Here is a 12,466-nt window from a genome sequence, read left to right as displayed (position 1 = left end):
GGGGGGGGGGGCGTCCTTCTCTTTCGGCTCCGGCAATGCGGCCAAGCTCCTGCGCATCCCGTTGTATGCCGTCGGAGGAATAGGCGCGTTCTTCGTCCCGCGCGGCCGGCGCTGGGTGTTCGGGTGCGGCGCCGGGATCGGCGACGGTGCACTGGCGCTGTGGCGCGTCGCGACCGCGGAAGGGCACGACGCCGTCTGGCTCACCTCGTCCGCGCGCGAACGGGCGGATGCTGCGGCGCACGGCATCCGCACGATCTCGAAGTCGTCGCTGCGCGGGTGGTGGGCCACAGCGCGCGCAGGCGTGCTCGTCGTCACGCACGGCCTCGGCGACGTGAACCGTTACGGCGTCTCGGGCGGATTCATCGTGCAGCTGTGGCACGGCATCCCGCTCAAGCGCATCGGACTCGACTCGCCGGCGACCACACAGGTTCCGGATGTTCCGGGAGCGGGGCTCCTTCGACGGCTCGTGGCGGTGCTGTACCGCCGGACCGCACGCCGCATCCGAGTGCTGCCCGCGGCATCCGACCGCTCGCGCGGACGACTCGAATCCGCATTCGCGCTCGGCGATGCGCGGGTGGTCGTGACAGGAGAGCCGCGCGTGGACGTGCTCTCCGCCGGCGCCGACGACGAGCGGCGCAACGCCGCATCCGCTCTGCTCTCCACGGCGACCGGACCGCTGCCCGCGGGGGCTCGCACGCTGCTCTACGCGCCGACCTGGCGCCACGGCGCTGACGACGTCGCCGTGCCGACCGCGGCGCAGTGGGTGAGGATCATCGCGCTGCTCGAGGCGCACAACGCCGTGCTCTTCGTGCGTTCGCATCCGCTCGGTGCGGGTGCGTACCAGCCACCGCTGCCGAGCGGTCGTGTGCGGATGCTGGGCTCCGAGGTCGCCTCCGACGTCACTCCCGCCCTTCCGGGGATCGACGTGCTCGTCACCGACTACTCGTCGTTGGCGTACGACGTGGGGCTTCTGGGCATGCCCGTGCTGTATCTCGCACCGGACGCCGAGGAGTACGCGCGCACCCGAGGCTTCTACGGACGCTACGAGGACGTCGCGGGCGACGACGCGGCGAAGGACTGGGACGCCCTGGTCGGCCAGCTCGAGACGCTGCTGGCGGATGACGACGTGTTCACCGCGCGCTCCGCGCGCTCCAGTACGCTCAGCGCACAGATGCACGCGTACCGCGACGGACACAACACCCGCCGCGTGTACCAGGCGATCCGCACGCGGGGGATTCCCGCGCCGAAGGGAGCACGATGACGACTGCCCGGATCGATGAGCAGGCGGAGACGCTGATCATCTCAGGCACGGGTCCCAAGCCCGGATCGGCGACCCTCGAGGGCCCACGGGCACGCGTGACGGGGAAGATCACCGGCGGAGGTAAGACCTGGAAGGCTGTCGTTCCGCTTCGCGCCGCCCGATGGTCGGGGGAACCTCTGCCGCTGCCGTCCGGCTCGTACGAGCTGAGCGTCGACGGTGCGGACCTCGACGGCATCGAGATCGGTCCGGAGATGCTCGCGGGCATGCGCATCGCGCTGCACGGCGGCCACGTCGAGGTCGCCGCTCCCGTCGCGCTGATCTACGAGACCACCGAGGGGCAGTCCACGCTCGAGGAGCGCTACGTCGCCCAGGCCGGCGGCGATGAGAACGCCGTGTTCTTCGAGAGCTTCTACGGACAGAGCGTCGGGTGCAATCCGCGCGCCATCGACCGCGAGATCGCGGCACGGGCACCGGGCGTCACGAGGTACTGGAGCGTGGTCGACCTGTCGATCGCCGTCCCGGAGGGCGCGATCGCGGTGATCGAGGGCAGCCCGGAATGGTGGCGCGCCCGCGGTGCGGCGAGGCTGCTCGTGGTCAACGACTGGATGCGCCGGCGCTTCGCACGCAAGCACGGGCAGAGGGTGCTGCAGACGTGGCACGGCACGCCGCTCAAGCGCCTTGCGCTGCATCGCCGCGGGTTCGATCCCCGAAGGATGGCGGCCGTCGTGAAGGAGTCGCGCCGCTGGGATGTCCTGCTCGCGCAGAACACCTATTCGGAGCGCATCCTGAAGAAGGCGTACGCGTTCTTCGGCAAGCCCATCTGGACCGACGGCTATCCGCGCAACGACGTGCTCACGACCGACGACGGGTCGGCGACGCGAAAGGCGCTCGGTATCGGCGCCGATGAGCGAGTGCTGCTGTACGCCCCGACCTGGCGCGACGACCGCAGCGAGATCGTCGACTTCGTCGACCCGCAGCTGCTCGCGGAGCAGACGGATGCCGTCGTGCTCGTTCGCGGGCACTCTCGCACGCTCCGGCCGGGGCGCGATCAGTCCGGTGCTCGGGTGATCGATGTGACGGGCTTCCCCGACACCGCGCGGTTGCTGCTCGTCGCCGACGCGCTCATCACCGACTACTCCTCGGTGATGTTCGACTACAGCGTGACCGGCAAGCCGATGTACTTCATGGTTCCCGACCTCGAGCACTACCGGGGGCAGCTCCGCGGCTTCTACTTCGATCTCGCCGAACGGGCCCCCGGCCCGCTGGTGACGACTCAGGACGAGCTCGTGGACGCGCTGCTGGACGAGTCGCTGCCCGGTTTCTTCGCCGACCGCTACGCTGCGTGGCGCAGGCAGTTCAACACCCGCGATGACGGGCATGCGGCCGAACGCGTGGTGTCCCGCCTGCTGGATCTGGGGTTCGTCGACGCGTAGCGAGCGAGCAGCGCGTCAGGGCGCGGGGATCTCCGCGTCGGGCACGAGGTACTGGCGCTGCAACCATGCGCCGAATTTGTGCACCTTCAGGCAGCCCTTCGCGGTGGAGCAGTGCAGGACGGGGTCGTACGCGGCGTACGCTGCGAAGACCTCGAGCTTCTTCCAGAGTTCGTCGCCTTCGAGGTTCACGGCGTTCCATGCGCTCGGGTAACCGATCGCGTACTGCACGACGGCGCTGTCGATGAGGCCGCGGTCCACGAGAGTCGAGACCATGGTTCCGGGCGCGGCATGATCCGGATGGTCGCCCTCGGAGCGAGGGTCGATCCCGGGGAGGTGCGCGAGCACAGACGGCGGCGCGTAGGCCTGCACGACTTCGGCGATCGTGTTCTCCAGTTCGGGAAGCGTGATCGACTGGCCCGCATCGGTCGTCGTCAACTCCGCGACCACTCCGGAGAGCAACTGCGGCAGAGCCTGATATCCGGTCGCACCGAATCCACCGGCATCGAGGCCGCCGTCGGGAAGCCTGACGAACAGCAGGACGATGCGGAGGTCGTCCACAGGGGACGTCGTCGTGACGGTCACACCGCTGCGCAGCGTGAGGACCGAATCGATCCATTCCCCGGTGACGCCGCGCATCACGTCATATGCCGTGCGGATGCCGCGCTCGCGATCCATCGCGTACTCGGCGCCCTTGCCGGCGTCGGATCCGGTGATGAACAGCGTGCGGACGCATTGCCCGGCTGCCATGGCGTTCGGGATGGTGGGACTGCCGAAGATCAGATCGTCGTCGTAGTGCGCCCACACTGACACGATCGCGGGGGAGGCGCACGGCGCGGCGTACTGCAACGGTGAGATGAAGGTCTCTGGCTGCACCGTGGTCTGCAGCACGGTGCCGATCAGCAGGCACTGCGCGGACGAGGCGAGGAAGTCGACGGCCTCGGCCGCGGATTCCGGCAGCGCTCGCAGAGCCTCCTGCGTCACAGCGGCGGGGCACTGCCTCTCCGTGATCTCGATCCTCCGCGCAGCGGTCAGGGAGTTCACCGGAAGCTGGGGAGCGGGAACGATCACGTGACGAGGTGGGCCGTCCTCAGGTTTCTGCGACATGCAGCCGGCGAGAAGCGACACCATCACCGCGGTTATCGCGAGCACCGCGGCGCCGCGTGTGCGCGCATGTGCGCGTGGCCGTATCCACACCATCGTTTCCCCCGTCGCAAAGCCATCGGCCATGCGGCGCGATTAAGTCAACATGCTAGCGGCAGCATGCGATTTTCGGGTGGAGGACGTGCGAGGGCCGCAATCGGTCCGGACCGGCCAATAGGATGCCCATATGCACAGCGAGCCAGGGCCCTCGAAGCGATCGCGGCGTGACTTCTTCCGATTCGGCGGCACAGCTGCTGCCGGGGTCCTTCTCGGCGGTGCAGCGGGAGGTGCGGTCGGATTCGCCGCAGGCGAGCGATCCGGGTTCCTCGCAGCCGAGAACGACTACGGCGCGCTCGCGCCACGGCACGCCCCTGGTTTCGATCATGTGGTCGTCGTGATGGGCGAGAACCGCTCCTTCGACAACCTGCTCGGCTACCTGTACTCCGAGGAGAACCTGCCGGACGGCCAGAGCTTCGACGGGCTCGCGTTCGGCGAGTACTACAACGAGACGGCGGACGGGACTCGTGTCGACGCGCACGTCTACGAGGGCGCGACGGACAAGATCATGGCGCACCCCGATCCGGATCCCGGCGAAGAGTTTCCGCACGTCAACACTCAGATCTTCAACACCGTCGAACCCGCGGGCAACGCGAAGCTCTTCGTGGAGAGCATGCAGGCGCCGTTCAACACGCCGCAGAACGGCGAGCAGGCCACGATGAGCGGCTTCCTCAACGACTACATAATCAACTTCGAGCGTTTGAAGAAAGGCACGCCGCCCACGACCGATGAGGCGAAGCACATCATGGGTTCGTTCTCACCCGAGATGCTGCCGACCCTGTCGATGCTGGCGCGCGAGTTCGCGGTGTTCGACAACTGGTTCTGCGCCGTGCCTTCGCAGACGTTCTGCAATCGTTCGTTCTTCCACGCCTCCACATCGCACGGCTTCGTGACGAACAAGCACGGCGGCGGTTATGACAAATGGCTCGATGCGGAGCAATCGCCCACGATCTTCAATCGGCTCGAGGACGAGGGGCTCAGTTGGAAGATCTACTTCGACGAGCTGCAGATGGTCTCCTTCACCGGCGTGCTGCATGCACCGGTGCTCGAGAAGTTCTGGCGCACTGAGCATTTCGGCACCATGGACGACTTCTACGCCGACGTCGAGCACGGAGACCTGCCCGCCTACGCCTTCATCGAACCGCGCATGGTGTACAACCACAACGACTTCCATCCTCCGTTCGGCCACCGTCACGAGAGCGACGTGGACGGCTCGGAGGTCATGAACAGCGCATACTCCGACGTCCGTGCCGGCGATGAGCTCATCCACGACATCTACACTGCGGTCCGCACGAGCAAGACACCGGGCGGCTCCAACGCCGTCAACACCCTGCTGCTGATCACCTTCGATGAGCACGGCGGCTGCTACGACCACGTGCCTCCGCCCGCGGCCACGCCACCCGACGATTCCGGCCGGGGTGAGATGGGATTCGAGTTCGACCGGCTCGGATGCCGGGTTCCGGCGATCGCAGTGTCCGCCTATACGCGCAGCGGCACCGTCATCAACGATGAGATGCACCATGGCTCGGTGATCGCGACGTTGAACCGTCTGCACGGACTCCGGCCGCTCACGAAACGGGACGCAGGTGCGAACGACCTGTTCAACATCATCAATCTCGAACAACCCCGTCACCCCGCCGACTGGCCGGAGACGAACCCGTCGTTCACTCCGCCGAATCCCGAGGAGAAGCCGCTTCATCCCGCGCACGCGCACAAGGACAAGCCGCTCACTCCGCCGGCCCGCGGGCTGCTGGGGCTGCTGCTGGCACGTCACGGACTGTCGGAGAGCGAGGAGCCGCAGACCTTCGGCGAGGCATACGAACTGTTGCATTCAAGAGGCAAGGGGCTGTTCGGCCCACCAGAGGACGCGTGAGATATGGGCGACATGAGAAGCTCTGGTCCCACCAGGCGCGGTACGAACGTGCAGTCCAGAAGGCGGATGTACCGGCGCCGGCGCCTTTTCGTCGCACTCCTCGCAGTGGTCGTCGTGGCGCTGGGCGTGGGGGCGGTCGTCGTCGTCGCCTCGCTGAACAACCCCGCCGTGTCTGCGGACGCCCCGGAAACGCCAGAGCAGACGACAGCTCCCGCACCCGAGCCGACGCCGATCACCGCGGAGGAGCGACTCCTCGCAGACAGCGATGATCCACTCGCCTGCGCAGTGAGCTTCGAGGGCGAGGCGATCACGCAGGAACCGATGCTGCAGTCGCAGAACTCGGCGTACGCCGCGCTGCCGATTCCGGCTCAGGAAGGACGTGTGTTCGCTGGCTGGTACACGTCGCCCGACGGTGCGAGTGCGTATCAGATCGATGCACGTGTGAACGGCTCCGACCTGGTGGCGTGCACCGACCATCGGATGGTGCTGCACGGGGCATGGATGAGCCCGGAGGACAATGCCGCCGTCGACGCGCAGATCCCGATCCTCATGTACCACCAGTTCACCTCTCGGCCCGAGGGCGAGGACGGCTGGCTCCGCGGGAACTACGCGTACATCGGTGACTTCGACGCGCACATGAATCACATCGCGACGACAGGCTTCTATCTGCCCACGTGGGATGAGCTGAGTGCCTTCATCGACGGGCGGCTCTACCTTCCCAACCACTCCGTGATCATCACGGACGATGATGCCGATCAGACCTGGTTCGATCTCGCGGTGCCAGTGGTGGACAAGCATCAGGTGATGGCGACCTCGTTCATGATCACCGCCGACCGTCAGGATCCCGCACCGTCGCCTTACGTGCTGCGTCGTTCGCACACGCACGCCATGCACACGGCCGGTGCGAACGGAGAGGGACAGATGGTCAATCTCTCCGCCGAGGAGATCGCCGCCGATCTGAATGCCTCCGCGGACGTCCTTGGAGTGCGCGAGGTCGTGGCCTATCCGTTCGGCCACTACAACGACACCACGAAGCAGGGCGTGGCGATGGCCGGATACGAGTTGGGGAGAACGATCGAGCCGGGGTACGTGCACGTCGGCACCGACAAGCTCGCCCTGCCGGTTGTACGGATCAATTACGGCATGGGACTGGACGCGCTGATCAGTGAGATCGGCTGAATGCGCTGAGCGTTCACCCGGCTTGAGTGGTGAACGAAGCGGCGACGACGATGACGGGGATGAGCCCGAGGACGATCGCGATGATGCCGAGCACTCTCGGTCGTGCGACGACGACTGCGGCGATACCGAGCAGTACGGCGACGGCGCCGACCACGACGGAAGCGTAGAACGACAGGACCGCGAGCACGACGGCGTTTGTGAGACCCTGCCCGTCCGAGCCGCCGCCGCTCAGCCAGAAGCCGGCGATCATCAGAACTGCCACCGCCCCGATCACGATGGATGCGATCGCGAGACCACGGCGGGACGGGCGCGAGGCTGAGTCAGTCGTCATGCCTGGAGCCTACCGGGGTGCACACTCCCGTGCCGGGCTCACGATCACGGCAGCGGCGTGTTCCGTGTGCCGAGACGGGAGGCGTCGACGGTGCCTCTTGCGCCGCGGAGGACGCCGACGAGGAAACCGGCACCCCACGCGAGATGCATGGTGGGCAGGACAGCGAGGGTCCAGATCCGCTCGCGCACGGTTCTGCCCCCTCCCGGCTGCAGCGCAACGGCGATCACGAGCAGCACATAGGCGATGGGCGGCAGGTACACGACGGATGCCACAGCCGACGCGATACCGGCCAGCACACCGGTCACCTGCAGCAGAGCCACGAGCAGCGCGAGGGCGACGTTCAACACCAGCGCCGGAGGTGCGAAGAAACGCAGTCCGTTACTGCGCCCGAAGCGGCGCACGAGCTCGCCGCGCCACGCGCCCGTCGCCCGGAACTGACGCGCCAGGCGCCACCAGCTCTCGCGCGGCCAGTAGGTGACGGACAACTGGGGGTCGAGCCACACCTTGTGCCCGGCCTGGCGGATGCGAAGGTTCAGCTCCCAGTCCTCGCCGCGGCGGATCGACTCGTCGAAGAGCCCCACCTCCTCGAGCACTGCGCGGCGCATGACGCCCAGATACGCGGACTCGGCCTCGCCCTCATGCGTGGTGCCGTGGTAGGCGCCGCCGCCGAGGCCGATGGGGGAGTTGTACGCCCTCGCCACCGACTTCTGGAACGGCGTGCGTCCGTCGGCGCGCATGACGCCGCCGACGTTCGCGGCGCCGGTGCGCCGCAGAGTCGCGAGCGCTCGTTGCGCGTACCCGGGAGAGAGCTCGGAGTGGGCATCGACGCGCACGATCGTCGGGTAGCGACTGGCGCGGATCGCCGCGTTGAGGCCCACCGGGATGTGCGCCTCTGGGTTGTCGACCAGCCGGATGCGGTCATCGCCGGCGGCGAGGCGCTGGGCGAGTTCCGTCGTGCCGTCGGTCGACGGGCCGAGGGCGAGCACCAGCTCTGCTGGTCCGTCGAGCTGCTGTGCGAGCACTGAGGCGATGGCGTGTTCGAGGTAGGCGTGCTCGTTCAGAACGGGCATGACGAACGACACTCCGTCCGCAGGCGTTGCCGAATCGTTCTCTACCACCCCCCGATCATGTCACGACGAGGTGCAGGCTCCTGCGTAGTCTTGACATGTGGGTGCTGTAAAAGATGTCAGGAAGGCGTACCGCCTGTTGCGCAAAGCCATGCGCTCGCGCTCGGCGGTGCAGCGCGTCCGGCGCACCCTCGACGCGTCCCCTCCGCACCCGGAGCGGCACTACAAGATCGCCGTGTACTTCGCCGACGGTGCGGTGAACATGTATCAGATGCGTCAGTGGTACCGGCCGCTCGCCGAACTCGAGAAGCTGTGGCCGGTGGTCGTGCTCGCCCGCAATGCGATCGGTGCGGAGAAGCTCCTCGCGGAGGACGCGCCGCCGGTGGCCTTCGTGCCCACCGTGCGAGACCTCGAGCGTTTCATCCGCGATCAGGACATCCGCATCGTCCTTTACGTGAATCAGAACACACGCAACTTCCAGATGTTCCGCTACGGACGTCGTTGGCACGTGTTCATCAACCACGGCGAGTCCGACAAGATGTACATGACCACCAATCAGTACAAGGCGTACGACTACTCGCTTGTGGCGGGTCAGGCCGCACGCGACCGGCTCTCCCGCACGCTGTGGGACTTCGACGTCGACAGCCGCACGATCGAGATCGGTCGCCCGCAGGCGGATCACTTCTCCGGGACCCTGCCGTACACGCCGGACGACCGCACCGTCGTGCTCTACGCCCCGACGTGGGAGGGCGATCGCCCGAGCGCCCACTACGGCTCGATCGCGACCCACGGCGAAACTCTCGTGAATGCGCTGCTGGCCACGGGCACGCATCGCGTCGTCTACCGTCCTCACCCACGAAGCGGCGTCGTCGACGACGCGTACGGCGCCGCGCACCGACGCATCATCGCGGCGATCGCCGCGGCGAACAGCGCCGATCCGGGCGCGCAGCACATCTACGACGACGGCCCGGAACTGGGCTGGCAACTCGCCGCGGCCGACGTCGCGATCGTCGACATCTCGGCAATGGTCTACGACCGCCTCGCATCGGGAAAACCGCTCATGATCACCCGTCCGGTCGACGAGCGCGCATCGGTCGACACCGGCGGATATCTCTCGGACTGCGAATGGCTGACGGCGGATACCGCGGCGGACGTCGCGGGCGAGATCGAGCGCGTGCGCGGTGACGAGGACGCCATCAAGAAGCTGCGCATGTGGGTGCAGCGCTACTTCGGCGACACGACGCCCGGCGTCGCGACCGCCAAGTTCCACGCGGCGATCGAGCAGCTCATGGGCAGATGGGACGAGTGGCAGTTCCGCGAGATGGGTGCCATCAAGGCCGACGAGGACGATGACGACGAAGAGGACAAGGACGACGAGCTGCACGGTTGACCCGTAGGCATCCGCCGTCCCCTCCGTAGACTGTCGCGCATGGGCTACCCGCAAGCTGAAGCCGCCGCGTCCCGCTTCGAGGCGATCGATGAGTCGGCGTCGACCAATGCGGCGCTGCGTGCGCTGTCAGCCGACAGCGTGTCGTGGCCGCATCTGTCGGTGCTCCTCACCGACAACCAGACCGCCGGTCGGGGCAGGCTCGATCGCTCTTGGGTGGCGCCGGCAGGGGCGGCTCTGGCGATCTCGGTGCTGCTGCGCGAACTGCCGTCCACGCCCGAGGCGACCGGCTGGGTCCCTCTCATCGCCGGAGCGGCGATGGCGGAGGCCGTCTCCGCGCAGCTGCCCGATCACGAGGTCGGCGTGAAATGGCCGAACGACGTCCTCGTGGATGGACGCAAGATCTGCGGCATCCTCGCCGAGTCGACGGGAAGCGCTGTCATCGTCGGCGCCGGCATCAACACCGAGATGACCGAGCAGCAGCTGCCGGTGCCGACCGCGACGTCTTTCGCCGTGCTCGGCGGGGCGGCCGATGCCGACGTGCTCGTTGCCACGTACCTGACGCGCTTGGGCGATCTCATCTCGTCCCTCACGACATGGGGGGATGCCGTGCGCAGCGGTGTGCACGGTGCGGTGTCGGCCCTGTGCACCACTCTCGGTCGTGACGTCGAGGTCACGCTCCCCGACGGCACGACCGTGCACGGCACCGCGCTGCGCCTGGAGGAGGACGGTCGGCTCTGCGTGAGCAGTGACGGTGTCGAGCGTCTGGTCTCCGCGGGCGACGTGGTGCATGCACGTCTGCGGTGAGCAACGCGCCTCGGTGCGCAGCGGACGGCCACGCGGACACGCCGACCCTTGGCGGACGATGTCCGTGCCGCCAGGCACAATGGAGGGGTGACCCAGCCCGTGACTCTCGGAGGCCGGCCGGTGATGCCGCCGCCAGGCGCACCGGCCGAAGAACGCCTGATCGCGCGTTTCCGCGGACACGCCCGCGCGCTGTTCTGGTCGGCGCTGCTGCTCATCGCCGTTTCGGGCGCCACAGCGTTCTTCTACGGCAACCTGCCGCCGGGTCTCGAAGACTGGATGCTCCTCGCCGCGGCGGCGGCGCTCGTGCTGTTCGGGGTCCTCATCCCGTTCGTGGTGTGGGCGTCGCGCAGCTACGCCGTCACGACGCGCCGCGTGGTCGTTCGCGAGGGGCTCGGCGCGCGCAGGAGCCGTGAGATGTCGCATGTGCGCGGCTACACCATCGGGGTGCGCCGGGGGATCATCCAGCGCATGTGGGGGGCGGGCACCATCACCCTCTCGAACGGCGTCGACACGCCGCTGCGACTCGTGAACGTGCCCAACGTGACACTGGTGCATGAGGCGCTCGCCGATCAGATCGAGGTCAATCAGATCCTCGCTCATCGTGACGCGCAGTCGATGTCGGACCCCGACTCCGACCACTGAGCGCCGCAACCGTCGAAACGTCCTCCGCCATGCGCGAGAATGGACACGACGAACGGAGATCTCAATGGCGTTGCGTGTGGGCGTGATCGGCGGCGGACAGCTGGCTCGGATGATGATCGCTCCGGCGGTCGAGCTGGGACTCGACCTGCGAGTGCTGGCAGAGGACGAGGGGATGTCGGCGCAGCTGGCGGCCACCGCGGTGGGGGACTACCGCGACATCGACACCGTGCGCGCATTCGTGAAGGACGTCGACGTCGTCACGTTCGATCATGAGCACGTGCCGCAGGAGGTTCTTCGTGCTCTGGTCGCAGACGGAGTGGCGGTGCACCCCGGTCCCGACGCGCTGCAGTACGCGCAGGACAAGCTCGTCATGCGCGCGCGTCTGAGCGAGCTCGGAGTGCCGCAGCCGGATTGGGCCGCTGTGCGGGGCGTCGATGAGCTGCAGGCCTTCCTCGATGATCACGGCGGCAAGGCCGTCGTGAAGACACCGCGAGGCGGCTACGACGGCAAGGGCGTGCGCGTGGTGCGCAGCGCGGACGAGGCCTCTGACTGGTTCGATGCCCTCGCCCCAGGAGCCGGCACGGATGCGCTGCTCGTCGAGGAGCTGGTGTCGTTCAGCCGTGAGCTCGCGCAGCAGATCGCACGTCGGCCGAGTGGGCAGATGATGTCGTACCCGGTCGTGGAGACGGTTCAGCGCGACGGCGTCTGCGCCGAGGTGTTCGCTCCGGCACCGGCCGCGAGCGACCGACTGGCGCGCGTCGCGGAGGCGATCGGGCGGCAGATCGCAGAGGGGCTCGGCGTGACGGGAATGCTCGCGGTCGAACTGTTCGAGACCGACGACGAGCGCATCCTCGTCAACGAGCTCGCGATGCGCCCGCACAACAGCGGGCACTGGAGCCAGGACAGCGCTGTCACCGGACAGTTCGAGCAGCATCTGCGCGCTGTCGCCGATCTTCCGCTCGGCGACACGACGCCGCGTGCAGCCTGGGCGGCGATGGTCAACATCCTCGGCGGTCCGGCAGAGGGCGGATTCGAGGACCGCTTCGACGCGGCGATGTCCGAGCAGCCGTCCGCGAAGATCCACACCTACGGCAAAGCGGCGCGTCCGGGCCGCAAGGTCGGACACGTGAACGTCTCGGGGGACGACCTCGACGACGTCGTCTACACCGCACGCGCCGCGGCCGCGCATTTCGTCTGAGTAACGCGCGCCGTTCAGCTGAACTCCCAGTAGCGGAACGTACCCTGGGGAGGTGACTGAGCCACTGCACTCTTCCGCTGCGCCCATCGTC

The 12,466-nt window shown here is 67.7% G+C and carries 11 protein-coding genes; 8 read left to right on the top strand and 3 right to left on the bottom strand.

The features are described from left to right. Both ACNPNP_RS05125 and ACNPNP_RS05120 read left to right on the top strand, forming a co-directional pair. Positions 1-1,261 (top strand): CDP-glycerol glycerophosphotransferase family protein (locus ACNPNP_RS05125; RefSeq protein ID WP_448964986.1); only part of this gene is annotated, 1,261 nt, incomplete at its 5' end. Further along, positions 1,258-2,694, top strand: a complete 1,437-nt coding sequence (locus ACNPNP_RS05120; RefSeq protein ID WP_448964985.1) for a CDP-glycerol glycerophosphotransferase family protein — start codon at positions 1,258-1,260, stop codon at positions 2,692-2,694. The genes ACNPNP_RS05125 and ACNPNP_RS05120, both read left to right, overlap by 4 nt. A 15-nt stretch (positions 2,695-2,709) precedes the next feature. Here the strand turns inward: ACNPNP_RS05120 and ACNPNP_RS05115 are convergent, their stop codons facing one another. Continuing rightward, positions 2,710-3,921, bottom strand: coding sequence for a PIG-L family deacetylase (locus tag ACNPNP_RS05115; protein WP_448964984.1), 1,212 nt, complete (start codon positions 3,919-3,921; stop codon positions 2,710-2,712). A gap of 100 nt (positions 3,922-4,021) precedes the next feature. Here ACNPNP_RS05115 and ACNPNP_RS05110 point away from each other — a divergent pair, with 100 nt between their 5' ends. Further along, positions 4,022-5,764, top strand: a complete 1,743-nt coding sequence (locus tag ACNPNP_RS05110; RefSeq protein ID WP_448964983.1) for an alkaline phosphatase family protein — start codon at positions 4,022-4,024, stop codon at positions 5,762-5,764. 12 nt (positions 5,765-5,776) lie between these two features. Then, positions 5,777-6,943 (top strand): polysaccharide deacetylase family protein, encoded by a 1,167-nt coding sequence (locus ACNPNP_RS05105; protein WP_448964982.1) that lies wholly within the window; start codon positions 5,777-5,779, stop codon positions 6,941-6,943. Between the two features lie 13 nt (positions 6,944-6,956). Here ACNPNP_RS05105 and ACNPNP_RS05100 read toward each other — a convergent pair whose 3' ends face one another. Both ACNPNP_RS05100 and ACNPNP_RS05095 read right to left on the bottom strand, forming a co-directional pair. Then, positions 6,957-7,274, bottom strand: coding sequence for a hypothetical protein (locus ACNPNP_RS05100; protein WP_448964981.1), 318 nt, complete (start codon positions 7,272-7,274; stop codon positions 6,957-6,959). 44 nt (positions 7,275-7,318) lie between these two features. Then, the gene (locus tag ACNPNP_RS05095) at positions 7,319-8,344 is read right to left on the bottom strand and encodes a glycosyltransferase family 2 protein (RefSeq protein ID WP_448964980.1); all 1,026 of its coding nucleotides are present in this window, start codon (positions 8,342-8,344) and stop codon (positions 7,319-7,321) included. 97 nt (positions 8,345-8,441) lie between these two features. Between ACNPNP_RS05095 and ACNPNP_RS05090 the strand changes: the two genes are divergently transcribed. The 4 genes from ACNPNP_RS05090 (at position 8,442) to ACNPNP_RS05075 (ending at position 12,375) form a co-directional block, all read left to right on the top strand. After that, the gene (locus ACNPNP_RS05090; RefSeq protein WP_448964979.1) at positions 8,442-9,731 is read left to right on the top strand and encodes a CDP-glycerol glycerophosphotransferase family protein; all 1,290 of its coding nucleotides are present in this window, start codon (positions 8,442-8,444) and stop codon (positions 9,729-9,731) included. Positions 9,732-9,770: 39 nt separating this feature from the next. Then, complete coding sequence (locus ACNPNP_RS05085; RefSeq protein WP_448964978.1) at positions 9,771-10,535, top strand: biotin--[acetyl-CoA-carboxylase] ligase; 765 nt, start codon at positions 9,771-9,773, stop codon at positions 10,533-10,535. Between the two features lie 87 nt (positions 10,536-10,622). Continuing rightward, complete coding sequence (locus ACNPNP_RS05080) at positions 10,623-11,177, top strand: PH domain-containing protein (protein WP_448964977.1); 555 nt, start codon at positions 10,623-10,625, stop codon at positions 11,175-11,177. 64 nt (positions 11,178-11,241) lie between these two features. Beyond that, positions 11,242-12,375: a 5-(carboxyamino)imidazole ribonucleotide synthase gene (locus ACNPNP_RS05075; protein ID WP_448964976.1), complete on the top strand. Its 1,134-nt coding sequence runs from the start codon at positions 11,242-11,244 to the stop codon at positions 12,373-12,375. The last annotated feature ends 91 nt before the right edge of the window (positions 12,376-12,466 follow it).

This window comes from Microbacterium xerophyticum, from assembly GCF_053543555.1.
This window is presented reverse-complemented; position numbering and strand designations above follow the sequence as displayed.

Excerpts from the sequence above, each read along its gene's own strand:
- ACNPNP_RS05105 (WP_448964982.1), top strand. The coding sequence starts at position 5,777 with ATGAGAAGCTCTGGTCCCACCAGGCGCGGTACGAACGTGCAGTCCAGA.
- ACNPNP_RS05100 (WP_448964981.1), bottom strand. The coding sequence starts at position 7,274 with ATGACGACTGACTCAGCCTCGCGCCCGTCCCGCCGTGGTCTCGCGATC.
- ACNPNP_RS05085 (WP_448964978.1), top strand. The coding sequence starts at position 9,771 with ATGGGCTACCCGCAAGCTGAAGCCGCCGCGTCCCGCTTCGAGGCGATC.
- ACNPNP_RS05095 (WP_448964980.1), bottom strand. The coding sequence starts at position 8,344 with ATGCCCGTTCTGAACGAGCACGCCTACCTCGAACACGCCATCGCCTCA.
- ACNPNP_RS05110 (WP_448964983.1), top strand. The coding sequence starts at position 4,022 with ATGCACAGCGAGCCAGGGCCCTCGAAGCGATCGCGGCGTGACTTCTTC.
- ACNPNP_RS05120 (WP_448964985.1), top strand. The coding sequence starts at position 1,258 with ATGACGACTGCCCGGATCGATGAGCAGGCGGAGACGCTGATCATCTCA.
- ACNPNP_RS05075 (WP_448964976.1), top strand. The coding sequence starts at position 11,242 with ATGGCGTTGCGTGTGGGCGTGATCGGCGGCGGACAGCTGGCTCGGATG.
- ACNPNP_RS05115 (WP_448964984.1), bottom strand. The coding sequence starts at position 3,921 with ATGGCCGATGGCTTTGCGACGGGGGAAACGATGGTGTGGATACGGCCA.